21 protein-coding genes and 1 pseudogene are annotated in these 25,064 nt (G+C 48.2%); 13 read left to right on the top strand and 9 right to left on the bottom strand.

The window, feature by feature from the left end:
* Positions 1 to 140: 140 nt before the first annotated feature.
* On the top strand, positions 141 to 1,328 hold the full coding sequence (locus E0L13_RS09010; protein WP_168061892.1) for a DUF3298 and DUF4163 domain-containing protein: 1,188 nt from the start codon (positions 141 to 143) through the stop codon (positions 1,326 to 1,328).
* Positions 1,329 to 1,441: 113 nt separating this feature from the next.
* Here the strand turns inward: E0L13_RS09010 and E0L13_RS09005 are convergent, their stop codons facing one another.
* The 3 genes from E0L13_RS09005 to E0L13_RS08995 are packed head-to-tail and all read right to left on the bottom strand — an operon-like array spanning position 1,442 to position 3,932.
* Positions 1,442 to 2,650, bottom strand: a complete 1,209-nt coding sequence (locus tag E0L13_RS09005) for an MFS transporter (RefSeq protein WP_168061890.1) — start codon at positions 2,648 to 2,650, stop codon at positions 1,442 to 1,444.
* A 45-nt stretch (positions 2,651 to 2,695) separates the two neighbouring features.
* Complete coding sequence (locus E0L13_RS09000) at positions 2,696 to 3,307, bottom strand: hypothetical protein (protein ID WP_107196088.1); 612 nt, start codon at positions 3,305 to 3,307, stop codon at positions 2,696 to 2,698.
* A gap of 49 nt (positions 3,308 to 3,356) precedes the next feature.
* A complete protein-coding gene (locus tag E0L13_RS08995; RefSeq protein ID WP_168061888.1) occupies positions 3,357 to 3,932 on the bottom strand; it encodes a xanthine phosphoribosyltransferase in 576 nt (191 codons plus the stop codon).
* Positions 3,933 to 4,115: 183 nt separating this feature from the next.
* On the opposite strand from E0L13_RS08995, the gene E0L13_RS08990 reads away from it, so the two are divergent.
* Positions 4,116 to 7,859, top strand: coding sequence for a phosphoribosylformylglycinamidine synthase (locus tag E0L13_RS08990; RefSeq protein WP_168061886.1), 3,744 nt, complete (start codon positions 4,116 to 4,118; stop codon positions 7,857 to 7,859).
* 75 nt (positions 7,860 to 7,934) lie between these two features.
* On the opposite strand, the gene citX is transcribed toward E0L13_RS08990, so the two are convergent.
* Both citX and E0L13_RS08980 read right to left on the bottom strand, forming a co-directional pair.
* The gene (gene citX, locus E0L13_RS08985) at positions 7,935 to 9,305 is read right to left on the bottom strand and encodes a citrate lyase holo-[acyl-carrier protein] synthase (protein ID WP_168061884.1); all 1,371 of its coding nucleotides are present in this window, start codon (positions 9,303 to 9,305) and stop codon (positions 7,935 to 7,937) included.
* Entirely contained in the window at positions 9,274 to 10,347 is a 1,074-nt protein-coding gene (locus E0L13_RS08980; RefSeq protein WP_168061882.1) for a GNAT family N-acetyltransferase, read from the bottom strand. Before E0L13_RS08980 ends, citX begins: the two co-directional genes overlap by 32 nt.
* 172 nt (positions 10,348 to 10,519) lie before the next feature.
* Between E0L13_RS08980 and E0L13_RS08975 the strand changes: the two genes are divergently transcribed.
* The 10 genes and pseudogenes from E0L13_RS08975 (at position 10,520) to E0L13_RS08930 (ending at position 21,005) form a co-directional block, all read left to right on the top strand.
* Complete coding sequence (locus tag E0L13_RS08975) at positions 10,520 to 12,079, top strand: ATP-binding protein (protein ID WP_168061880.1); 1,560 nt, start codon at positions 10,520 to 10,522, stop codon at positions 12,077 to 12,079.
* Between the two features lie 19 nt (positions 12,080 to 12,098).
* Complete coding sequence (locus E0L13_RS08970; RefSeq protein WP_168061878.1) at positions 12,099 to 12,776, top strand: response regulator; 678 nt, start codon at positions 12,099 to 12,101, stop codon at positions 12,774 to 12,776.
* Positions 12,777 to 12,891: 115 nt separating this feature from the next.
* A complete protein-coding gene (locus E0L13_RS08965) occupies positions 12,892 to 14,181 on the top strand; it encodes a 2-hydroxycarboxylate transporter family protein (RefSeq protein ID WP_168061876.1) in 1,290 nt (429 codons plus the stop codon).
* A 21-nt stretch (positions 14,182 to 14,202) separates the two neighbouring features.
* Complete coding sequence (citD, locus tag E0L13_RS08960; RefSeq protein WP_095629555.1) at positions 14,203 to 14,466, top strand: citrate lyase acyl carrier protein; 264 nt, start codon at positions 14,203 to 14,205, stop codon at positions 14,464 to 14,466.
* Positions 14,467 to 14,479: 13 nt separating this feature from the next.
* Positions 14,480 to 15,334 (top strand): aldolase/citrate lyase family protein, encoded by an 855-nt coding sequence (locus E0L13_RS08955; protein ID WP_168061874.1) that lies wholly within the window; start codon positions 14,480 to 14,482, stop codon positions 15,332 to 15,334.
* Between the two features lie 18 nt (positions 15,335 to 15,352).
* Positions 15,353 to 16,915, top strand: coding sequence for a citrate lyase subunit alpha (gene citF / locus E0L13_RS08950; protein ID WP_206081603.1), 1,563 nt, complete (start codon positions 15,353 to 15,355; stop codon positions 16,913 to 16,915).
* A gap of 350 nt (positions 16,916 to 17,265) precedes the next feature.
* Positions 17,266 to 18,398: pseudogene (locus tag E0L13_RS08945) on the top strand (acyl-CoA dehydrogenase family protein).
* 12 nt (positions 18,399 to 18,410) lie between these two features.
* Positions 18,411 to 19,649, top strand: coding sequence for a CoA transferase (locus E0L13_RS08940; protein ID WP_168061872.1), 1,239 nt, complete (start codon positions 18,411 to 18,413; stop codon positions 19,647 to 19,649).
* A 36-nt stretch (positions 19,650 to 19,685) separates the two neighbouring features.
* Positions 19,686 to 20,468, top strand: coding sequence for an enoyl-CoA hydratase-related protein (locus E0L13_RS08935; RefSeq protein WP_168061870.1), 783 nt, complete (start codon positions 19,686 to 19,688; stop codon positions 20,466 to 20,468).
* A 93-nt stretch (positions 20,469 to 20,561) separates the two neighbouring features.
* Positions 20,562 to 21,005, top strand: coding sequence for a GntP family permease (locus tag E0L13_RS08930; RefSeq protein ID WP_168061868.1), 444 nt, complete (start codon positions 20,562 to 20,564; stop codon positions 21,003 to 21,005).
* Between the two features lie 77 nt (positions 21,006 to 21,082).
* Here the strand turns inward: E0L13_RS08930 and E0L13_RS08925 are convergent, their stop codons facing one another.
* Positions 21,083 to 22,699 (bottom strand): recombinase family protein, encoded by a 1,617-nt coding sequence (locus E0L13_RS08925; RefSeq protein WP_002596236.1) that lies wholly within the window; start codon positions 22,697 to 22,699, stop codon positions 21,083 to 21,085.
* A gap of 225 nt (positions 22,700 to 22,924) precedes the next feature.
* Between E0L13_RS08925 and E0L13_RS08920 the strand changes: the two genes are divergently transcribed.
* The gene (locus tag E0L13_RS08920) at positions 22,925 to 23,125 is read left to right on the top strand and encodes a hypothetical protein (RefSeq protein WP_002596235.1); all 201 of its coding nucleotides are present in this window, start codon (positions 22,925 to 22,927) and stop codon (positions 23,123 to 23,125) included.
* 64 nt (positions 23,126 to 23,189) lie between these two features.
* On the opposite strand, the gene E0L13_RS08915 is transcribed toward E0L13_RS08920, so the two are convergent.
* From E0L13_RS08915 to E0L13_RS08905, 3 genes are read right to left on the bottom strand one after another with little or no spacing between them, the layout of a single operon-like run.
* A complete protein-coding gene (locus E0L13_RS08915) occupies positions 23,190 to 23,384 on the bottom strand; it encodes a transposon-encoded TnpW family protein (RefSeq protein ID WP_002596234.1) in 195 nt (64 codons plus the stop codon).
* Between the two features lie 14 nt (positions 23,385 to 23,398).
* The gene (locus E0L13_RS08910) at positions 23,399 to 24,241 is read right to left on the bottom strand and encodes an ATP-binding protein (protein WP_002596233.1); all 843 of its coding nucleotides are present in this window, start codon (positions 24,239 to 24,241) and stop codon (positions 23,399 to 23,401) included.
* Complete coding sequence (locus E0L13_RS08905) at positions 24,238 to 25,032, bottom strand: replication initiator protein A (RefSeq protein ID WP_006356266.1); 795 nt, start codon at positions 25,030 to 25,032, stop codon at positions 24,238 to 24,240. Before E0L13_RS08905 ends, E0L13_RS08910 begins: the two co-directional genes overlap by 4 nt.
* Positions 25,033 to 25,064: the final 32 nt, after the last annotated feature.

Raw genomic sequence — 25,064 nt, 5'->3', positions numbered from 1 at the left:
TCGTCTGATGCGGCAGTTTTTTTGTAAAAAACTCAGCCTCCTCCATGAAACTTTTTTATAGCAGCTTTTTATCGTTTACGAAATCAATGGCATAGGGTATGCTTAAGGTAACGACACTACTTTTTAAGGAGGCGACGGAGATGAAAGTTATGCGAAATAAAGACGGAGGCTTTGGACGACGTTCCATCTTTTTGCTGCAGGGCTGCCTTATGAAAGCCGCTGCGGCAGCTGCCCTGACGGCGGGTATGGCTGTCCTGCCGGTCAGTGCAGCCGAAGGGGATCTTCAGCCTGTGCCGAAGGTAGTCACGGCCTTGGCCTATGAGAAGGAGGACAGGGACATCGCTGTTTCAGTGAAAATTCCTGAAATACACTGGGGGCTTTCTGTCTCCGCTGCCCGGCAGAAGCAGGTAAACGCCGGCATACGCCGCTTGTGCGAGCAGTATGCTGAAGAAACAGAAGACTGGGCCCGGCAGTACCGTAAGGCCTTTTTGGAGACCGGCGGCAGCGAAGAGGAATGGAAAGGCCACGGCATAGCGGTTTCCGTCGGGTACGAAATCCTGGCGCAGACAGACAACTACTTATCCCTGAGAATTATGGGAACAGACAACTGGAGCCGTGCCCACTATCGGGCGAAATACTATACCTTCGACTGCCAAACGGGAAAGACCGTCACGCTGAAAGATATTTTGGGAGACGAATATCAGACCATTGCCGACGTCAGCATCCGGCGGCAGATGGATCGCCGCTGGAACGGCGGAGGCTCTTATGGGACCTTTGCGGGCGTAGACGCGGATACGCCCTTTTACGTCAATGAAAAGGGCAACCCCGTCGTCGTCTTTTCCGCTTATGAAATCGCTCCGGGCAGCGAGGGACGGCCGGAATTTGAAATCATCAGGCCCTATGCCGTCGACAGCCTGTCCGAATTGACAGGGCTGCTGGGGATGAACGACGAGGACACGGCGCGGCTCTTTGGCGGCGGCCGGGAAAATTGGTCGGCAGACCGCACGTTTTTCGTCGGCCGGACCTATGAAATCATGCTGCATGGACAGCCTTGCCGCCTGTTTACGATCTGCAGCAGGGATAAGATTGTAGAGGCCGTATCCTTGTGGGTTATAGGCGGAGAACGGCCTGTGACGGAAAGGGACGCTGCGGCATGGGCTGCCTATGTCACGGCCATGATGGGGACGGAGCCGACGCTGGACCCTGACATTTCTGAAGGCGGAAGCCGCAACCGCCGCTGGCATGGGAGCGGACTCATTGCCGTCCTGCACCAGATGCCCGATATTCTTACGATTTCTATTCAGCCGGCCGTCGGCGAGCTGCATTGACGCTGACTCCTGAGAAGGAAGCCGGCTGCATAACCGCATATAGCAGACGTAAAAAACGCTGCCGCGCCAAGAGAATTTCCTGACGCGGCAGCGTTTCTGCATGATCTGTATATTTATCTTTCTTTAGAACGAATTCGTTCCATCTGTTTGTACGAGAACACGCCGGTCCGTCCGATGAGGGCGTAGTACAGGGGAATGGCCGCTAGGGCGATGACGGCGGCTCCGAAGTAGACGCTGGAAAACCCATAGGCCGGCACGAGGCTTCCCAGCATGTAAGGCCCGACGCCGACGCCCAGGTCGACGAAGATGAAAAAGGTCGACGTAGCCAGGCCGATGTGGTCTTCCGGCACGCCGTGGATTGCCAGGGCCTGTCCGGACGAGGTGACGGTGCTGTAGCTGAGGCCGAGGAGCACGCCGCCGATGGCAAAGAGGGCATTGCTTTCAGCAAGCCCGACGGCAGCCATGCACAGGGCTAAGATGACCAGCGTCGGATACATGACGGCGTCACCGCCGTGGTGATCCAGAAAGCGCCCGATAATGGGCCGGCTGAAAAACGACGTGACCGAATAGGTACAGAAGAAAATGCTGCCGGCAATGGCCAGATTCAGGGAATTCGTATAGGCTCCGATGAAGCTGAGCACCGTAGAATAGCCGATGCCGCAGAAGAAGGAAATGATGGAAATGGGCAGGGCCTGTACGGAAATGAAGCTGTCCCAGCGCAGGGATTTGAGGGCCGCCCTGTCGGCTGCCGTACAGACGTGCTCCGGCGAATGGATGGCGGCAGCCAAGGCAAAGGTCAGCACGGCCAAGCCGATGCACACGTACACGTTCAAGTAGTAGTTGCCGCCGCTGCACAGGGTCATGCCTAAGAAGGGGCCCGCTGCCGAAGCCAGCGTGTTGCCCAGGGCGTAGTAGCCGATGCCTTCGCCGCGCCGCTTCGGCGGGACGATGGCCCCGACGATGGTGCTGGCCGCTGTGGCGGATATGCCGTAGGCCGCGCCGTGGAGGCAGCGGATGACCAGAAAGGCCGTCAGCGAGTGGACGGGGAAATATAATAAGAGTCCCAGCATGTACATGCTCGTGCCGACGAGTAAAGCCTTTTTGCGGCCCAAGGCATCGATGACGTGGCCTGTGACGATGCGGGACGATAAAGCGCCGATGATGAAGATACCCGACGCCAGCCCAGCCTCGCTGACCGTCGCATCCCAGGTGTGGATGGCAAACTGGGTCGACCACAGCATGAGCTGGTACATGATGACGTAGAGGAGAAAGTTGATGCATACATCAATGGTAAAATCTTTAGTCCATAGCCTGTCGCGCACGACAAGACCTCCTTTGCAAGACGCCCCAGGGGCCGACGGAAGCTTTTAAAAGAGATACTTCGTATCGTAGCTCAGATCCATATACTGGGCGATCGTTTCGTCGTCGAAGCCGTATTCTTCCGATTTGCGCATCCACGAACCGACGCGCATCTGCATCTTCTTTTTGGCCGTTACCGGCTCTTCGTACTCGATGCGCAGCATACGGGCCGCTTCCGATTTGTCTTCGACGCGGACGAAGAGACCGTGGCGGAAGGTCAGCTCGTAGACCTTGCGGAAGGCGTGGGGCAGCTGAAATCCGAAGGGGACGAAATATTTGTCGATGAAGCCATTTGCGATGAGGATAGAGCCGGAGTAGTCCATGACATGATTCAGGTCGTACTTCAGGTCTCCTGCCGGCGAGTTGAATGGGACGGGCTTTATGCCGTCGATAGCCGGCGGTTCCATGCCGTTGTTGTTGGTCAGCAGCTTGTGGAGGGTCAGCATTTTCTCATCGTTAAAGCCGAAGATGGCCGTGTAGCCCCGCAGGCACGCTTCGTTGTACATGATGGGATGCAGGCCGAACTCTTCGATATTGAAAAAATCTTCTACGTATTCGACGGCGACGATGCTGAGCTTGAAATCGGCGAAGTCGAAGCCGTCAAAAAACTGAGCGCGCATGGCAGTTCCTCCTGTTTATAGGCGCCGGCCCCGTCTGGGGGGCGCGAGTTTAATCGGCAAAAACCGGGGCGTTGTTTTCAAAGCGGGCGATGCGGGCCAGCGATTCGACGCGCAGGCCTTTGGATTCCAAGGTTTGTCGGCCGCCCTGGAAGGTCTTCTCGACGACGATGCCGATGCCGGCGACGGAACAGCCCGCCTGGGCGGCGATTTCGGCCAGGCCTACGGCAGCGGCGCCGCTGGCCAGGAAATCGTCGATGATGAGGATGGATTCGCCGGCGTGGAGATAGGATTTACCGATAGACGCCGTATACGATTCTTCCTTCGTATAGGAATAAATCGACGCCGTGTACTGCTCGCCGCTCGTCAGGAGCGATTTCTTCTTGCGGGCGAAGACGACGGGGCAGTTGTTCATGGCCAGCGATACGGCGTAGGCTACGGCGATGCCGGACGATTCGATGGTGACAATGCGGTCTACAGGGACATCCTGAAATAGACGGGCAAATTCCTGGCCGACGTGGTTGATGAGCGTCGTGTCGATTTGCTGATTTAAAAAGTTGTCTATCTTTAAAATGCGGTTGTCGATGATGATGCCGTCCTGCAGGATGCGCTGTTTCAATTCGTCCATTACGAACCCTCCTAGTAATTATGAAAGTCAAATGTAAACGTACACGTTTAGAATAGTAACAGTCTAATACGAAACCCCAGTCAAGTCAATAATAGAGCTGAATTTCTAATTTACTTATGGAAATAAAACAGGTATACTAGGGGTAGCATTCGATTATGTATATCTTTTTAGGGAGGTCATGACATGCAGTCTATTCGACGTTTGTATGTTGCCAAAAAAGGCGTGTTTGCCGATGAAGCAAAACGCATGCTTGCTGATTTACAGGAAAACCTGCTTATCAAGGGGTTGACCGATATTAACATATTCCACCGCTACGACGTGGCCGGCTTGGACGACGCCGCCTTCGAAGCGGCGAAAACCATGATTTTCTCCGAGCCCCCGGTAGACGCCGTATACGATGAACTGCCTGTCAAAGAAGGCGACACGGTGCTGGCTATCGAATACCTGCCCGGCCAGTACGACCAGCGCGCCGACTCGGCCATGCAGTGCCTGCAGATGCTGACGATGCAGAACGACAGCCTCGTCCGCACCGCCCGGGTCGTCGTATTGTCGGGAGACTTGTCCGACGAAGACGTCGCCGCCATCAAGCATTACTGCATCAACCCCGTCGAAGCCCGCGAAGCGTCCCTCGACCCGGTAGACACCCTGGAAATGGCCTGGGAACAGCCGGCAGATGTCGCCGTCATCGAAGGCTTTACGACGATGGACGACGCCGCGCTGAAGGAATTGTCGGCTCACATGGGCCTTGCCATGAGCTTTGACGATCTGAAGTTCTGCCAGACCTATTTCGGCGAAGAAGAAAAGCGGAATCCGACGGTAACGGAAATCCGCGTCATCGATACGTACTGGTCCGACCACTGCCGCCATACGACGTTTATGACGGAACTGACAGACGTCGCCTTTGAAGACGGCAAGTTCACCGCGCCTATCCAGCGGGCCTACGAAGCGTATAAAACGACGCGGGAAAACCTGAACCGCAAGAAACCCCAGACCCTCATGGACATGGCGACTATCGCCGTCAAAGAGCTGAAGGCTGCCGGCAAGCTCCAGAACCTCGACGAATCGGACGAAATCAACGCCTGCACCATCATCATCCCCGTCGACGTCGACGGCGTGGAAGAAGAATGGCTTCTCCTGTTTAAAAATGAAACCCATAACCATCCGACGGAAATCGAACCCTTCGGCGGTGCGGCGACCTGCCTGGGGGGCTGCATCCGCGATCCCTTGAGCGGCCGCTCCTACGTATACCAGGCTATGCGCGTTACCGGTGCCGGCGATCCCCGTCAGGCCGTCAAGGATACGCTCAAGGGAAAGCTGCCCCAGCGCACGCTGACGACCGGCGCGGCCAAGGGCTACAGCTCCTACGGCAACCAGATCGGCTTGGCGACGGGCGAAGTTAAGGAATATTATAACCAGGGCTTCGTAGCTAAGCGCATGGAAATCGGCGCAGTCCTCGGTGCAGCGCCGCGCTGCAACGTCGTCCGCGAAGCGCCCGTCCCCGGCGACATCATCATCCTTCTCGGCGGCAAGACCGGCCGCGACGGCTGCGGCGGCGCGACGGGCTCGTCGAAAAAGCACACTGTCGAATCCCTGGAAACGTGCGGAGCTGAAGTCCAGAAGGGCAACGCCCTGACGGAACGGAAAATCCAGCGCCTCTTCCGCCGCCACGAAGTGACGGTCCTCATCAAGCGCTGCAATGACTTCGGCGCCGGCGGCGTGTCCGTCGCTATCGGTGAATTGACCGACGGCCTCGACATCAACCTCGACAAGGTTCCGAAGAAATACGAAGGCCTCGACGGCACGGAACTGGCTATTTCCGAATCGCAGGAACGCATGGCCGTCGTCGTCGCGCCGGAACACGTCGACGAATTCATGAAATACGCCGCAGAAGAAAACCTCGAAGCAACGATCGTCGCCGTTGCGACGGATACGAAGCGCCTCGTCATGCACTGGCGCGGCCAGAATATCGTCAACATCACGAGAGCCTTCCTCGATACGAACGGCGTAACTCAGCACCGCAAGGCCTTTGTTACGGCTCCGGAAGATGTGGACTTCTTTACGGCTCCGGAAGTAACGGATGTCGCCAAAACGTGGCTCGATACGATGGGAACCCTCAACATCGCTTCCGAACAGGGCCTTGCCGAACGGTTCGACAGCACTATCGGCGCCCGTACGGTCCTCATGCCTTTCGGCGGCAAATACCAGAAGACGCCCGTTGAAGGCATGGTCGCCAAGATCCCCGTCATGAACGGCAAGACGACGACGGCCAGCATCTTCACCCACGGCTACGACCCCGATCTGGCGATTTGGAGTCCCTTCCACGGCGCGCTCTACGCTGTCGTTCAGTCCATCGCCAAGCTGGTGGCTCTCGGCGGCGACCGCAAGAAGGTTTATTTGACCATGCAGGAATTCTTCCAGAGCCTCGGCACGAACGAAAAAGCCTGGGGGCAGCCTGTCAGCGCCCTCCTCGGCGCGTATATCGCCCAGAAGGAAATGGGCGTCGCGGCTATCGGCGGCAAGGACAGCATGAGCGGCACCTTCGAAAACTTGACGGTTCCGCCGACTCTCGTATCCTTCGCCATCGTTCCCGAACATACGAAGAATATCATTTCTCCTGAATTTAAACAGCCCGGCAACGCCGTGCTCCTCTTCGACCTGCCCCGCGACGGCGAAGGCGTGCCCGATTTCGACGCCTTCAAGGCGAACTGCGACTTCCTCCACGAAGCCGTAGTCGCCGGCAAGGTTAAGGCGATGCATGCCGTCGGACAGGGCGGCGTCGCCGCGGCTATCGCCCAGATGGCCTTCGGCAACGGCCTCGGCGTAGAAATCGACAGCTCCTTCAACGTCCAGGAACTCTTCAATCTCCGGTATGGCGCAATTATCGTTGAAACAACGACAGACAATGCTGTAGAGTGGGTTCGCCGCGACAACGTGCGCCGCGTCGGCCTGACCCGCGGCAACGGCCTTATGGAAATCGGCGATGTGAAGATTGCCTTAGCCGACCTGCAGAAGGCTTGGGAAGAACCGCTGAACGGCGTATTCTCCATCAAGAGCGAAAGCGGCGAAGGCGACGCCGAGCTGCCCTTGTTCACCACCTACGGCCCGCGCCGCAGCGAATCCTTCGGCAAGCCCCGCGTCTTCATCCCCGTATGCCCGGGCACGAACTGCGAATACGACTCGGCCGAAGCCTTTGAACGGGCCGGCGCAGTAGCGGACGTCATGGTTCTGCGCAACAACACGGCACAGGATTTGGCCGAATCGATCGACGAAATGGCCAAGCGCATCGCCCAGGCCCAGATCATCATGTTCCCCGGCGGCTTCAGCGCCGGCGACGAACCGGAAGGCTCGGGCAAATTCATTGCGACACTGTTCCGCAACCCCGCTCTTACGGAAGCCCTCGAATCGCTCCTGTATCAGCGCGACGGCTTAGCTCTCGGCATATGCAACGGCTTCCAGGCCCTCATTAAGCTGGGCCTTCTGCCTTACGGCCACGTACAGCCCTTGAAGGCCGACAGCCCGACGCTGACGTACAACACCATCGGCCGTCACCTGTCCCGCATGGTCGACACCAAGGTCGTGTCGGTCATGAGCCCCTGGTTCAGCAACGTCACGGCCGGCGACGTCCACACCGTGGCTATTTCCCACGGCGAAGGCCGCTTCGTCGCATCGCCGGAACAAATCCGCGAATTAGCTGCCAAAGGCCAGATCGCCACGCAGTACGTCGACCTGTCCGGTAAGGCGACCTACGACAGCGAATACAACCCGAACCAGTCGGTCCTCGCCGTCGAAGGCATTACCAGCCCCGACGGCCGCGTCCTCGGCAAGATGGCCCATACGGAACGGTTCAGCGCCGACGACATCTTCGAAAACATCAGCGGCAACAAGCTCCAGCCCATCTTTGCTGCCGGCGTAGCGTATTTTAAATGAGATAAATAAAAGTATAAGTAAAGCCCCTGTCTCTATCTGAAGAAACAGGGGTTTTATGTTTTGCAATGAATACATTTAATCTAATAGCGCAGATTGGGTATCTAAGAGATATAAAAAATATGTTAAGCTGAGCATGTCGGCAGAACCTCCGGGAGAAATATTTAGTTTGACGAATTGTTTATCAATGGCCCAAATTTTTTCCTGCCAATCGGGCGTGTCAAATATATTTTCATGTAATGCCTTTTTAGCTGTGTTTTGCACCCAATGTAGCGTTTCTAAATGAGGCTGTCTATGCAAAATAGTGGTATCATCTACTGTTGTCATTAACGCGAATAGCGTTTGTATTAATGCCAACCGCAGCGGTTTCCCTTTGACAAGAGCTTTCTTTAAGGTCGGCAGACCTTGATTTACAACGGAAGGAAAACCGGCTGCAGCTTCTCCTCGTACTCCTTTAATCTTAAATTCTTTGAATGCCTGAATTCCTGCCGATGCACAAGATGACGGCTGGAAAAAATCTTTAGAAAGCGGGGGCAGAATTTGAGGGACGGTACGTAAAATGGATAGTGAATTGATAGGTAATTGCAACCTTTTCATGTAACCAATCGTTCCAAGGACAAGGCCCATAGAAAAAATGATACCCTTATGCGTATTGATTTTTTCCGTTGAGGAATACATTGCCGATTCTGCAAGAAGGCCTATTTTTTTTAAAAGAGGAAATAATTCTTGTTTTGACGTAGCAAACTGTAGTCCGGCATCGTAAAAATTTGCAAAGTATGAGGATAAACTGGCGCTGCTGTTTAAAAATGTAAAAAAATCCATATCAGAATGGGAACCGGGATGCAATGGATCAACTAAACCTGGTGAAGGATAAGAAGCAGCCTCATACAATAAAGAACGAACAGCTAATGCGCTTATCTTTTTTGCTGTTTCAGAAGTTTGATTACATAATAATTCTACTTGAAAATCTAACAATAATTCTTGGACTTTTTGCAGAATTTCATTTCTGGTATGAGTGTGGTTGCGCATACAAGTTACGGCCCGCTCCTGACAAAGAAAACAAGTACGGCCTTGGCGTCGTGAAAGAAGAGAAACGGCCTTCTTATTATTCGCGTAGATGTCGATATCTAATAATCGGGAGTACGGAGAGTTTTCTTCTATCTGACTAGAAATTTCTTTTAAATGAAGGGCATTAGCAGATGATACGAATAATCCGCTGGGACCATCTGGGTCGTAGTAAATTTGTTCATGACATAGTGAGGGAATTTTTTGGTGAATAGACTCTATGCCTTTGTAAAATAATTGCTGTGCTGAGAAGCTATTTTTGTATGGTTCTGGAATAGCTAGTGTCAGTTGAATGATTGCATAATTTGGATATTGACTATGCAGTATATTGCGGCGTTCTACGCGCATTTCATTATATGCCAAATGAGCTGTTAGCGTTGTCATGCCAGTGAGTCCTTTCTTCATACTTTGCCAGGACGGCAGCGTAAGTGTTTTTTTGTAAATAAGACAGTGTAGATGCTGGAACTAACTTTTCCAGTATTGCCCAATTTTGATTTTTCCAATGCATTCGGACTGCCGATGCAGATATAGGAGCCCCGTTATATTCGACGCGAGGAATTTCTTTTACTTCAATATGAGATTTTTCTAATATATGTTGTAATGTTTGATTGTATGTTTTGGTTACTATGTCTTGTGGTTCTGTTCCGATATACCGGGCTGATATATGAAGTAACGGTGCAATTTTGTGTGCGAATAGAGAGGCATCTAACAATGTTTGCGCTAAAAGCTTATCGCTGCTTTTTAAGAAATATGACGGAAATGTTCCCTGGGAAATGATATAAGGGCCGCTGGGACATAATTTTATTTGCGGGCGATTTTGTAGGTCTTCCAGCATGAGTCGATAGCGGTCTGCAAAGGGTAACATAGAGCGGTTTTCTTCGACGACAAAGATAAGGACATTTTGTTCATTTTCAGTTGCCCGCTCAATGAGATATTTATGGCCTAGCGTGTAAGGATTACAGTTCATGACGATAGCTGCATAGGAATCTGTTGAAGATAGATTATTTTCACGAATAACGCGACGGCACCATGATTCAGGCGTTTGCTGTCCGAATTCGAGCAGGGCTACATAGGGAGAGACTTGTTCAACTAACCTAAAACCAGCGTTGCAGAAAAGAGAAATATTTTGAGGTTTTGTAAATAATTGGAAATAAAATATGTGTTTGGATGCGCCGTAAGACATAATGGCCGATAATAGTGCTGTTGTTAATCCTTGTTTTTGATATGCGGGATTTACGGCAACGTTATGAATAACATGACCGGAAAGAGAGGCAGTGCCAAGTAATTCATCAGTATCCGAATGATATGCGCCAATGCAGTAATCAACGCCGTATTTATTATAAGTGAGATTCATTTTTGTAAGGAAGACTGCAAGTTCATCATAATCGGCGGCATGAGATAAAAAGATTTCTCGGAATGCAAACATGGAAATTCCTCCTTTAAAGTTTGTATTAATTACTGCCGTATATATAAAGTATATCGAAATTTTAAACTGGATGTTGATTACATAAGTTACATATATAAATTTATATATTCCATATGTGATAAAATAAATACATCAAAATACGGTATAAATTAATACCTTTAGAAGGGATAGTATGCATCTAAGGACAAAGCTCATTTTATTAGTCGCACTAACGTGGCTTTTATCAGCTTCCGTTATGTATTTGCTTTTATCATCTAATGAAAATAAGTATGTAAAAGAAGAGGTAGCTAATCGAGCAAGATCTATTACGAAAATTGTGGCTCTATTACCAGAATTACAGAATTGGATTATAGATCCAGATAAGCACGAACAAGTGCAAGAAATGACGGAGACCTTAAGAAAGGAAACAAATGTAGATTTTATTGTAGTTTTTAATAACGATGGAATTAGATTGTCTCATCCTAATGTAAAGAATATAGGAAAGCATATTGAAGGAAACGATGAATTAAATGCATTGAATGGAAAAGAATATATTTCGGTGGCTAAGGGAAGTTTAGGCGAATCTATTCGTGCATTTTCTCCAATATATAAGGATGGAAAACAAATTGGCGCTGTTGTTACAGGCGTTTCTATGAATGCTGTAGAAGCGGCGATACAAAGACGAAATATGCAGATGTTAGGCGGCGGAATGTTGGTTTTATGCATTGGAATCGTCTTAACTGTAGTTGTTTCAAGAAAAATTAAAAACTCCTTATTGGATATGGAACCTCAAGAATTGGCGCGAATAACTGTAGAAAGAAATGCCGTAATTCAATCCGTCCATGAAGGCGTCATTGTTATTGATAAGAATGGGTATTTACAGATTGTAAATGAAGAAGCAAAACGCATTTTTGCTAAAGGAGGCATTACCGGAAACCTTGTCGGATGTTTGGCGGCAGATGTAATTCCTCATACGCGTATGATGGATATCGTTCAATCAGGGAAAGTAGAATTAAATCAAGAACAAAAAATTAATACTGTTGTTATCTTAACGAACCGTGTTCCGCTAATCGTTGAGGGAGAAATTGTAGGAGCTATAGCTACTTTCAGAGATTTTAAAGAAATATGGGAATTGTCAGAAGAATTAACCGGTGTAAAGAATTATATAGAAGCATTGCGCGTCAGAGCGCATGAATACCGTAATACGCTTCATGTAATTAATGGATTAGTCGCCAATAGAGAATATAATAAATTAAAAGAATACATTCAAAGCTTGGCGCTGACGGATGCCACAGAGTTTGAGGAAATCAGCAGGCAGGTAAAAGATCCTGTTATTTTATCTTTTTTGCAAAGTAAGCGTAGCCGAAGCAGGGAGTTAAATACAGAGCTTATATTTGATAGTAACATGAAAATTCCTAACATAAAAAAGTTAGAATTTAGAAATGCTATTATTACGATTTTAGGAAATTTAATAGATAATGCAATGGAAGCGGTGCAGTTATCTGAGAAAAAACAGGTCAAAGTAAACGTATATCAGTCCGACGGCTGGTACATCGAAGTAATTGATACCGGATGCGGCATACAGGACGATGTGAAGAAAATACTGCAAAAGGGGTATTCTACAAAAGGGAAAAATCGAGGCTTGGGGTTATATTTGATTGCTAAAATAGTATATCGATTCAATGGGAAACTAGGGATACAGCCTAACCTTCCCCAAGGAACAATTTTTTCTATTTATTTACATCCAGAATAAAAGAAAGGGGGAATATGAAGTGATTCAAGTTTTAATTATCGAAGATGATCCGATGGTTGCGGAAATCAATACGCGATATTTGCGAAGAGTAGACGGTTTTGATGTCATGGGCGTAGTCAAGAATGGCTTAGAAGCTCTTGATTTTCTAGAAAAGCATCAAGTTGATTTAATCTTATTGGATGTCTTTATGCCTAAAATGGATGGAATTACGTTTTTAATAAAATTGAAAGCTAAGTATCCAGAAATTGACGTTATCATGATCACAGCTGCTCAGTCGAAAGAACATGTAAAGAGAGTTCTTTCGCATGGAGTTATAGATTATATTATAAAACCTTTTACATTTGAACGGCTAAAAGCGACTTTGCTTTCTTATATGGAAAGAAGGAAGATTTTGCAAGATAACAGTGATTTTGATCAATCTATTTTGGATGCAGCGTTTTTTAAACAACGAGTTGATGCGACTTCCTGTGATTTGCCAAAAGGCATAGAGAAACAGACGCTTGATAGAGTCAAATACGAATGCAGTCAGAAAGAATCCCCTTTCAGTACGCAAGAGATTGCAGACGCCGTGGGTATTTCCAGAATATCTATAAGAAAATATTTGAATTATATGGAAACGCTGGGTTTGGTGTATGGAACTCTTACCTATCGCCCTAAAGGAAGGCCTATCTATATGTACACATACTGTAAGAAGTAATAATTATAATGGTTACAGAAATTACATAAATATTACCTATGTTTACAATTCTATAAACCCCTTTCGAGAAATGATATAGTGAAGCCATCAAATCATTCCGAAAGGGGTTTTTATTATGAACGAGGTAAAAAAAAGTTGTATGTCATTCAAAATCGGCGTACTTCCTTTACCAGTGTATGTGGTCTTAGCGGCGCTTATCTTCTTTGCCACACTGTATGGGAAACTTCCGGCCGATATGATTGGCGGTATCGCTATCATGATGATCATGGGGATGTTGTTAGGCGACATAGGGTTAAGAGTTCCTATTTTAAAGGATATTGGCGGCCCGGCAATTTTATCGATTTTTATCCCCTCCTGTTTAGTTTTTTATGGCCTTCTGAATCCTACGGCAGTTAAAGCGATAACGGCTTTTACTAAAGGCGCTAATTTTTTATACTTCTATATTTCCTGTTTGGTTGTCGGCAGTATTTTGGGAATGGTACGAAAATTCTTAATTCAAGGATTTTTAAGGATGTTTGTTCCCTTAATTATTGGAACGATTGCGGCGTGTACCATTGGTACTAGTGTCGGCGTCGTCTGTGGAATGGATGTATATCACGCCTTTTTCTTTATTGTGATACCGATTTTGTCCGGCGGTGTCGGTGAAGGAATTCTACCCTTGTCTGTAGCATATTCAGAGATTTTAAATCAGTCTCCTGAACAGTTTTTAGTACATTTCGTCCCGGCGGCAATGTTAGGTAACTTGTTTGCTATTATGCTGGCAGGATATTTGAAAAAGTTGGGAAATAAACGACCAGAACTGACTGGCAACGGCGTTTTAGTAAAGTCTGGAGACGATTTGAATTTAGTAGATGTGAAAGCAGCTGATCAGCCGATTGATATAAAATTAATGGGCGCAGGGCTGATTATTGCATGTAGCTTTTATGTTGGGGCTCGGTTATTAAATATGGTTATTCCCATTCCCGCACCGATTTTGATGATTATTGGGGCGGCAGTTGTCAAAGCGATAGGTATTATGCCTTCGCAAATGGAACAGGGAGCTAATCAGCTGTATAAATTTGTTTCCGGCAACTTAACGTGGGCATTGCTGGTTGGCGTAGGCGTATTGTATACACCTTGGAACGATGTGGTAGCCGCAATTACGCCGGCATATATTCTTACTGTATTGGGCACGGTATTAGGTATGGTTGGTTCAGGATTTTTCACTGCCAGATTTATGAACATGTACCCTGTCGAATCGGCTGTTGTTACGGCTTGTCACAGCGGGTTAGGCGGAACGGGCGACGTTGCTATTCTTTCTTCGGCTAATCGAATGGAATTAATGCCCTTTGCACAAATATCTACTCGTCTTGGCGGTGCGTGCACAGTAATTGTAGCGACGATATTAATGCGGATGTTAACTTAATAATACTGGGAGGTGCTTCTCATGAAAATGGGGCAAGCAGGAACATTGGAATCGAACGATATTATCATTACGGTGTCAGAAGCGGAGAAAGGTTCGGGCATACAAGTAGAATTGACAAGTATTGTATTGCCGCAGTTTGGACAAATGATTCGTCATACTTTGGAACGAGTTTGTCAACATGAAGGTGTTACGGATGTTTTGATTACTGCGTCAGATAAAGGGGCGCTGGATTATACGATAGCGGCTCGATTAAAAACGGCGTTGCAGCGAGCTGGAATGATATAAGGAGGCGGCATCGATGAGAAGAACGTTATTATTTTTACCAGGAAATAATCCAGGGAATGTACAAAATGGGGGAATCTTTGGAGCAGATGGGATTATATTGGATTTAGAGGATGCCGTTTCTCCAAGTGAGAAAGATTCAGCGAGAAATTTAGTTGCTAATGCTTTACGGAATATCCATTATGGAACTTGTGAAAAGGTGGTTCGTATAAATCCGTTAATTAGCGGCGGAGAAAAAGATATTCAGACGATTGTGCCATGCCAACCTGATGCGTTGATGTTGCCTAAAATTGAAAGAGCAGAAGATGTAATTCGCCAAGTGGAATTGATTGAGAAGGCAGAAACGAACGGTCAAAAACCAGTTAGCGTCATGCCTTTGTTAGAATCACCGATGGGCGTTAGTCAAGCTTTAGAAATTGCTTTATCGTCGAAACGAGTGGTTGCTCTTTGTTTTGGCGCAGAAGATTATACTGCTGCGTTGGGCGTACCTCGAACAAAGGCCGGGAAGGAAATTTTTGTAGCTCGTTCTATGATTGCCAATGCTGCGGCCGCAGCTGGCGTGGATAGTATAGATACGCCTTTTACCGACGTACAGGATGAAGAAGGGTTAGTGGAAGATGTACGGTTAATGAAATCGTTAGGTTTTAAGGGAAAATTAGTTATTAATCCACGTCAGATAGATACAGTACATGAATTATATGCTCCGACAACGAAAGAAATTCGTTGGGCGCAACGCGTTATTTCTGCTCTTGACGAAGGAAGGGCTAAAGGAACTGGCGTCATTGCCGTAGATGGAAAAATGATTGACGCACCTATTGAAGCAAGAGCAAAAAGAATTCTGCAATTAGCAGAAATGCTTCATTTACTATGAAAGATGTATTGATATGGAATGAAAGGGTTGATACCTGTTATGAAAAATGCTGTTAATCGGGATATTCCGGAATATATAAATGGAAAAAAAGTGAAACTATTTCAGGGTGCTTTTGCTACTCAACCGGACATGCATCGCCAAGCTCCTATAGTAAAGTGTGCCAAACCGGGAGAAAGCAAGCTTATGGATAGTTTAGAAGATGTATTTAGAAAGATACCTATTCGCGACGGAATGACATTGGGATTTCATCACCATTTTCGAAACGGCGACGGCGTTTTAAATCAAGTATTGGAAGTTGCTTCCAAAATGGGAATTAAAGACTTGACGCTTGCAGCTAGCGCTATTTTTTCTGTACATGCTCCGCTTTTACAGTATATAAAAGATGGCGTGGTGACGCATATTGATACCAATTATGCCGTTGGACCCGTTGCAAAAGCTATATCTCAAGGGTTACTTGAGAATCCTGTTATCTTTCGGACACATGGAGGCCGTGCTCGCGCTATTGAATGCGGAGATCTGCACATTGATGTTGCCTTCATTGCGGCACCTGCGGCAGATGAATATGGTAATCTAAACGGCATTAAGGGAGAGACAGCTTGTGGTTCTTTGGGGTACGCATTTCCGGATGCAGAATATGCGGACATAGTCGTTGCAGTTACTGATCACATAGAGCCGTATCCATTAGCACCGATAGCTATTTCTCAAGAACGAGTAGACTATGTCGTGAAAATTGACTATATCGGCGATCCAGAAGGCATCGTATCAGGAACGACAAAAATTACAAAGGATCCTGTACAATTAAAAATTGCTTCGTATGCTGCAAAAGTAATTGAAGCTTCCGGGGTATTGAAGGATGGATTTTCTTTCCAAACCGGAGCCGGCGGCGCATCCTTAGCTGTCGCGCATTATTTGAGTAAAATTATGAAGGAAAAGAATATCAAAGGAAGCTTTGTAATGGGAGGCATTACTGAATATCTGGTCAAGATGTATGAAGAAGGATTGTTTAAATGCATTATGGACGTACAAGACTTTGATTTGGATGCAGTTCGCTCTCTTAAAGAAAATGAAGGCCATTTAGAAGTAGGAGCCGGATTATATGCAAGTCCTTATAACAGCGGGTGCATAGTTAATAAGTTGGACTGTGCAGTTTTAGGGGCTACAGAGATTGATAAGCAATTTAATGTCAATGTTATCACTGGCTCAGATGGAGTTATTATGGGCGGATCCGGCGGGCACAGTGATGCAGCAGCCGGAGCTTCTTTAACTATCATTACTACTAATTTAGTTAGAAGTCGATTAGCTGTACTGAAAGATCGCGTGCAGACTATAACTACTCCGGGAGAAAGTATTGATGTACTGGTTACGGAATATGGAGTAGCTGTAAACATGAAGAGAGAAGATTTAGTTGATAAGTTCAAAAATTCAGGAATTCCTGTTATGTCTATTGATGAAATGGCTGCGTTAGCAGAACAAATTTGCGGCAAGGCGATGCCCGTGGATACAGAAGATCAAGTCATAGGCGTAGTAGAATATCGTGATGGAACTGTTATTGACGTTATCCGAAAGGTAAAATCTAAATAAATATTTCATTTTGTAAAAATGTCCTCTTTATAACGAATAAGCAAACAGGCAAAGCTTATTAGTTATAAGAGGACATTTTATTTTGGCATGACATAAAACAATTAAGAGAAATATTCGTGGTATGGCGTAGTATCTTTGGTATATTAGACAATTAATTTAGGGGATTCCATCGACATATGCGTTTTTGACTATATTGTGAAAATAGAAACTTGCCAAATAAAATGACAAAATGTCATGACGTTCATGTCAAAATGTGTCGAGCGTTTGTGTATATAATTCAACTACTTGTGTATTTATAATAAAAGCATAAGTACGAACGATTTTCAAATTTTCTTGCAGAGGTGATTTGTATGATTTTGAACGAAGAACAATTGGCGATTAAAAACATTGCCGGCGACGTAGCTAAAAAAGTGATTGCTCCTATGGCTGCGCATTATGACGAAACGGAAGAATTTCCTTGGGACAACGTGAAAGCTTTGGCTGATATGGGATTTATGGGCGTCGTCGTACCTGAAAAGTTTGGCGGTGCGGAACTGGATACGGTGTCTTACGTCGCTGCTTTGGAAGAAGTTTCCAAGGCCTGCGCGTCGACCGGCACGGTCATGGCCGTCCATAACTCGGCGGCGATTTTGCCGATATTGATGTTTGGAACGGAAGAACAGAAAGAAAAATATCTTCCTTCGCTGGCCAGCGGCGAAGTTGTCGGAGCGTTTGCATTGACCGAACCGGGTGCAGGATCCGATGCAGCCCAAGTTGCGACGACGGCTAAAGAAGACGGCGAGTATTACGTCTTAAACGGTACGAAATGCTTTATTACCAATGGCAGTGCTGCCGGTACTTTCATTATTTTTGCTTCTAAAGATCGTTCCTTGGGAATCAAGGGGTTAACGGCGTTTATTGTAGAAAAAGACACGCCAGGCTTTATTGTTGGAAAACATGAAAAGAAAATGGGAATTCGTGCGTCTTCTACTGTAGAACTTGCTTTTGACAACTGCCGAGTACCGAAAGCAAATCAGTTAGGCAAAGACGGCGAAGGATTTAAGATAGCTATGGTAACCTTAGACTCTGCCCGCATCGGCATTGCTGCCTTGGCCGTCGGCGTTGCATCGGCGGCCTATGATGCGGCCAGGGAATATTCCAAGGTGCGGGAACAATTCGGCAAACCGATTTGCGCAAATCAGGCGATTGGATTTACCTTAGCCGATATGGCGATTCAAATTGAAGCTGCTCGTCAGCTTACATACCACGCTGCTGAATTAAAAGACGCCGGCAAGCCCTTTGGCACGGAGCGGCTATGGCGAAAACCTTTGCTTCTGATATCGCCGTTCAAGTTGCTTTAGACGCTGTACAGGTTATGGGCGGATATGGCTATTCCAGAGAATATCCGGTGGAACGTTTGCTGCGCGACGCGAAGATAACGCAGATTTACGAAGGCACGAACCAGATTCAGCGCGTAGTCATCAGCCGGTCTATCTTGAAGTAAGGAGGTGTCGTCATGTTTTTACCGTTGAAAGGCGTTAAAGTTATTGATTTAACCTATTTTGTCGCTGGCCCGGGCGCTGCGAAGATTTTAGCGGACTGGGGCGCCGATGTCATAAAAGTAGAGCCTCCTTTTGGCGATCCGATTCGTACATCCGGTACGACCTTGCAGGCTCCTATTGAAAAAAACTGCAACCCTTTATGGGCCGCTTATAACGCAAATAAACGCGGCTTGGCTCTCAATTTGAAAACCGAAGAGGGCAAGCAGATTCTAGGGAAACTGCTCGAATCGGCAGACGTATTTGTTTCCAGCTATCGTACGGGAGCGTTAAAGCGGTTGGGCTTAGACTATGAAACGCTGAGCAAAAAATATCCTCAGCTGATCTGGGCTCAGCTGAACGGCTACGGCGATTTTGGTCCGGCGAAGGACAATCCTGGGTTCGACGTAGTTGCGTTTTGGGCTCGTTCCGGTGCGATGATGGATTTTGCGGAAGTCGATACGTCTCCAATCAACGCGCCATACGGTTTTGGCGACGCGACGACGGCGTGCTCCTTGGCAGGCGGTATTGCCGGCGCGCTGTACCAGAAGGCGCAGACCGGCAAAGGCTGCAAGGTTATGGTTTCTTTATATGGACAGGCTATTTGGAATAACAGTGCCTTGGTTGTTGCTACTCAATATGGCGACGAATATCCAAAGACGCGTAAAAATCCGATGGCTCCCGTCATGGACAGTTTCAAATGCTCCGACGGCAATTGGATTTACATGAGCATTTTACAGCACGAGCGGTATTACAATACTCTGATGAAAGACGTGATTGACCGGCCGGATTTAGTAGACGATCCTCGCTTTTGCACTGCTGTAGAAGCGAAGAAACGCACGAGAGAATTAGTTGAAATTATCAGTGAAGGCTTTGCGAAGTATACGCAGAAAGAAATGGCTGAACGGCTGGCTAAAGCAGATATTGCCTTTGACTACATTCGCCACGTTAAGGATATACTGACAGATGCGCAGGCGTTGGAAAATCAGTACGTCGTTCCGGTTAAAAACTTAAATCATACGGAAACGCTGCAGGCGATGTCGCCGGTACGGTTCTGCTTAGAAGAGCCGCAGAGTCCGAAAGATATTGAGCCGACGGTGGAACGAGACGCGCCGCAGATTGGTGAACATACCGTAGAAATCTTGAAGGAATATGGCTATGATGACGCTGCCATTCAGCACTTAAAAGATATTGGTGCTATTTCATGTGAAGAATAGAACATATTCAGAAGATATTTTCGTGAGGTGAACGACATGGAATTCAAAAATATACAATACGCTATAGATAACGGCATCATTACCGTGACGATCAACCGCCCTAAAGCCTTAAATGCCTTGAATCCGGAAACGATTCATGAATTAAGCCAGTGCGTCGGCATGATTGAAAGCAATACAGATATCAAAGTTGTCGTTATTACTGGCGGCGGAACGAAATCTTTCGTAGCCGGCGCGGACATTGTGGCCATGTCCACGATGAATCCCATCGAAGGCCGGACGTTTGGGATGTTAGCACAGGATGTATTTACCCGCATTGAAAATCTGCCTCAGCCGGTCATCGCCGCTATTAACGGGTATGCGTTAGGCGGAGGCTGCGAATTAGCTTGCGCCTGCGATTTCCGCTACGCTGCTGATACGGCGAAATTTGGCCAGCCCGAAGTGGGGCTCGGCGTTACGCCTGGATTTGGCGGAACGCAGCGTCTGCCCAGAGTCGTCGGCCGCGGATATGGTAAAGAATTGATTTATACGGGTCAGATGATCGATGCGCAGGAAGCCTATCGCATTGGCTTAGTCAACAAGGTAGTACCTCAGGAACAGCTCATGGAAGAAGTAATGAAAACGGCGAAGGTCATTGCTTCTAAAGGAACTGTCGCCGTAAACCTTTCTAAAGCAGCGATTAATAGAGGCATTAACTGCGATGTCATTACAGGCATTGCCTATGAAGCGGAAGTATTCGGCCTTTGCTTCGCAACAGAAGATCAAAAAGAAGGTATGCAGGCCTTTGTTGAAAAACGCAAGGCTGTATTTAAAGGCAAGTAATAGTTTGTGAGACGATAAGGCTGTAAATTATGCATTCTACTGATTTGCAGCCTTTATCTATAATTACCTGCTATAGTAAGGATGGTGAATAGTATGGAAGTCGTAATGATTGTAGTAAGTTTAGCGTTATTAGTTACTATTGCATATAAAGGCTTTTCCGTTATTCTGTTTGCGCCGGTATGCGCATTGGTTGCGGCTAGTATGGCAGAGTACCACTTACTGCCGGCGTATACGGACTTATTTATGGGGAAAGCAGTTGTATTTGTAAAATCATTCTTTCCTATATTCTTGTTAGGGGCCGTATTTGGCAAAGTTATGGAAGAAACGGGGATGGCCCGCAGTATTGCTGAATTTGTTATTCAGAAACTGGGAAAAGACAAAGCTATTTTGTCAGTCATGATGGTTTGTATCATTTTGGCATACGGCGGCGTCAGCGTATATGTTGCCGTATTTGCTATTTATCCGTTTGCAGCTTCTATTTTCAGAGAAGCTAATATTCCCAAACGTTTAATTCCGGCTGTGTTTGCTTATGTGTGATAAAGAAGCAATAGAAGTGCAAAAAATTTTGCCGTTCCTATCCGACACTTGGCCATTGTGTCGGATAGGTCGGGCGGTTATTCGGGCAAGTCAATCTTGCCGACAAAGCTGTAATAAATCTCAATGTCCTGCCTGCGGGTGCCGTTCTCATCATAGCTGCACTCATGCACCACAATTTTCTCGATCATTTCCCGCAAGAGAGTGGGGGTCAGTTCTTCAAAGGCAAGGTGCTTGCGGACAATGCCCATAAATTTCTCGGCGTTGACGGTAGCTGCCTGTGACTTGTCCAGTTCGGCTTGCAGGGCGGCGGCTCTCTTTTTCAGCTCCGCTTGCTCGGCTTCGTAGTCAGCCGACAGTTCCATGAAACGCTCATCGCTGATTTTGCCGTTTACATTGTCCTCATACAGCCGCTTGATAATGCGGCTGATTTCAGAAATGCGTTCCTGCGCCTGTTCAAGCTGCTTGATGGCTGCGGCGGTCTTTCGCTTGCCGCCGATCTCGTTCTGCTGGACAAGTAGTTTCACAAACCGGCTCTCATGCTTGGCTGCGTATTCGGTCACTTGCCGGAGATTTGCCAGGACACCAGCGGTCAACAGATCGGTGCGGATAAAGTGCGCCGTACAGTTGCGGGTGCGCTTCTTGTAGCTGCCGCAGATGTAGCAGTCCTGTTTGCGGTCTTTGTTCTGATACCGCTGCTGATACAGCACATGGCCGCAGTCGGCGCAGAACAAAATCCCGGAGAACAGCCCCACTTCATCGTAGCGGTTCGGGCGTTTGCGCTGTTTGCGTAACTCCTGCACCCGTTCCCATGTTTCCTTGTCGATGATCGGCTCATGGTGGTTCTCGAAAATGGCCTGCTTCTCGACGGGGTTCTCTATGCTGTGCTTGACCTTATAAGAAGGCTTTTCCGTTTTGAAGTTCACCAGACATCCGGTGTACTCTCGGTTTTCGAGGATATGAACGACGGTGTTGGTCGCCCATTTGCACTCATAGCCTGGGTGATAACGGCGGGTGCTGCCTGTCCGCTGATATTCCAGCGTCCCCGGCGTGGGGATTTGCTGCTCCGTCAGCATACGGGCAATCTTGGTCGGGCCGTTCCCGGCAAGGCAAAGCTGGTAAATCTGCTGCACCACCGGGGCGGCTTCCTCGTCTATAATAAAATTCTCGTCCTCGTCCATCACATAGCCGTAAACCGGCTTGCTGGTAACAGGCTTGCCGCTCATGCCTTTTGACTTTTTCACTGCCTTGATTTTCTTGCTCGTATCTCTCACCAGCCATTCATTGAACAGATTTCGCAGCGGGGTAAAATCGTTGTCCATGCCCTCGCTGGCACTGTCCACATTATCGTTGACAGCGATAAAACGCACACCCTTTTGAGGGAACAGCATTTCCGTGTAAAACCCTACCTGCAAGTAGTTTCGCCCTAACCGGCTCATGTCCTTGACGATGACCGTACCCACTTTCCCGGCTTCAATGTCCGCAAGCATGGCTTGAAATCCGGGCCGCTGGAAGTTCGCGCCGGAAAAACCGTCGTCGGTGTACCAGCGCAGATTGGTAAAGCCGTTCTGTTTTGCGTAGGTTTCGAGTATCCTTTTTTGGTTCGATATGGAATTACTCTCGCCTTGCAATTCATCCTCGTGGGACAATCTCGGATAAAGGGCGGTAATGAGGTTTTGGGTGGCTTGTCTTAACATAAAATCCTCCGTTTCCGACAGCCAGCCCCACTATTCCGTGGTTTCATTGTACCACGGAACGGCGGGGGCTGTACAGCGGCAAAAGCGTTAAATTTGCTTCTTTACAGCTTTTCAATTTTCCGATTTTTATGGTATGGGTTGTCGTCCCATATTTGCAGTAGAAAAGTTCATAACTCCGTGGTATACTCTGATTTAACAAAAAAATCAGAAGTTAAAGGAGAAAACATGAAGTATACAATAGATGAATTAACCGCGGCCAAAAGGCAAATTGATTCAACTCTGCACAAGCTAAGAGAAACAGTAAAAACATTTGAATCAAAGGATAATTCCGAGCGTTATAAATCACAAATCACATTGGCAAAGAGAAGAATAAAAGCCTTTGAAATTGCAAATTATTTTATAGAGAATGAGATTAAGAATTGCTAAAGCACTTCCGATTTTCGTTCCAGCGGTCATGCTCCCTGGCATGGCCGCTTTTCCATGCCCCGGTTCACGCCGGATAAGTCGGCTCCTGTGTAGCAGCGGCTTCCGCTTCCAGTACCCGCGCCATTTTGTCGGCGGCTGTGGTTGTGGTGTCTTTCTTGAAATAGCCGGACACGACAAGGACGGAATTGCCCATGCGGATTTCCGTCACACAGTCAGGGCGGCGGGTGGTGCGGGTGTCGTGCTGCTTGTTATCTGCCATAGGCAATACTCCTTTCAGTCGGTAATCAGTTTCTTCATGCTCTCCATTTTCCGCTTGGCGGTTTCCTGCCGGAAGTTGTCGCCGGTAAAGCGTACCGGGACGCACATGGAAAGCAGGCGGTCATAAATCCGGGAATGGGCGGTGTCCTCCGGGTTGTGCAGGTCGTCCAGCGTAAGGTTGGTCGTGACGATCAGCGGCTTGCCGCTGCGGTAACGGCTGTCAATCACATTGAACACCTGTTCCAGCCCGTATTCCGTCCCGCGTTCCATGCCGAAGTCGTCAAGGATCAGCAGCGGATAACGACAAAGGCGGGAAATGTACTCGTTGCGCCCCTCAAAGCTGGCGGCAAGGTCATTGAGGATAAGAGCAAAGTTCGTCATGCGGACGGGGATTTCTTTCTCCATGAGGGCGTTTGCGATACAGCCTGCAAGGTAGCTTTTGCCGGTGCCTACGCCGCCCCAGAACAGGCAGCCGATATTGTCTGTCCGCATATCTTCCCAATGCTCCACATACCGGCGGGCAAGCCCGGTCTGCGGGTTCCTGCCGTTGTCGTTCTCGAAAGTCCAGTCCCGCATGGTGGGGTCGGTAAAGCCCCGGCGTTTCAGTTCTTCCACGGTGTCAAGGTGTCTGCGCCGCTTTTCGGCGGCTTCCCGTTCCTCGCGGGCGGTTCTCTGGCAGTCGCACTCTGCCGGGTGGCGGTCGCGCCCGAAGATAGCGGCCTTATCCGGCGCAAAATAGGCTTCTTTCGGCTTGCGGCACTTGCCGCAGTACAGTAAACCGTCCTCGCCGGTGTAGTCCTCCGGCTCCGGGATGGTGGTCGTCATATTCTCCAAAACCGCGTTGATTTCATTCTTCATAAACTCTCGCCCTCCTTGCATGAGTAGTCTGGTATGCCCTTTTTAGGGGCTTCCTTTTTGTCGTTCCCCGCCCATATCCGCAGGGCGGCGGCATAGTTCTGGTAGCTTTTCCCGTTGGCGGCAAGGTAGCGGCTCATTTCCTCGATGAACCGTTCCAGCCTGTCAGGGTACTCTGCCTGCAACTCGTCGTATTCGGTCTGTGACAGAAAAATATTTCCATATCGGCCATAGGGCGCGGACGGCCCCCCACTCACTCCCTTTGTTTGGCTCTCTGTAAGGTTGTTTATAGTAGTTTGGTTAGGGGACGGTTTTCCGACCATCATAAGGTCGGTTTTCTGACCATCAGTAGGACGGTTTTCCGGCTCTATGAGGGGCGGACTTCCGGCCATCAGTTGGTCTGAAAACTGTACCTGTGGCACTGGCGGTACTTTGACATAAAGCCGGTTCGGTGCGGAGAAGCCGCCCCGTTCCCGTTCCAACAGCCCCGCCGTGTCCAGTTCATTAAGCGCCCCCTTGATGGTGGTGCTGCCTTTATCCAGTATTTCTGCTATCTCCGCGATGGGATAGATAATATAAATCCTGCCCTCGTCGTCCAGCCACTTGTTTTTCTGGGAGAGGGTGGAACGGTCTAACAGCAGCGAATACAGCAGCTTGGCGGTCTGTGAAATCTCCATTTTCAGCAGGAAACGGGGATACGGCAGATAGGCGGGCAGCCGCGTGTCTGCCCTGATATAATCAGCGATAGGATCACCTCCCTGTGTTCGGGTTGATTTTGGCGTATTGTCACGCATTAAAACGCCGTTTCCGGGGGAAAAGGATAAAT

Origin of the sequence: Megasphaera sp. SW808 (assembly GCF_012027795.1) — a bacterium.
Classification (GTDB): domain Bacteria; phylum Bacillota; class Negativicutes; order Veillonellales; family Megasphaeraceae; genus Megasphaera; species Megasphaera stantonii.
This window is presented reverse-complemented; position numbering and strand designations above follow the sequence as displayed.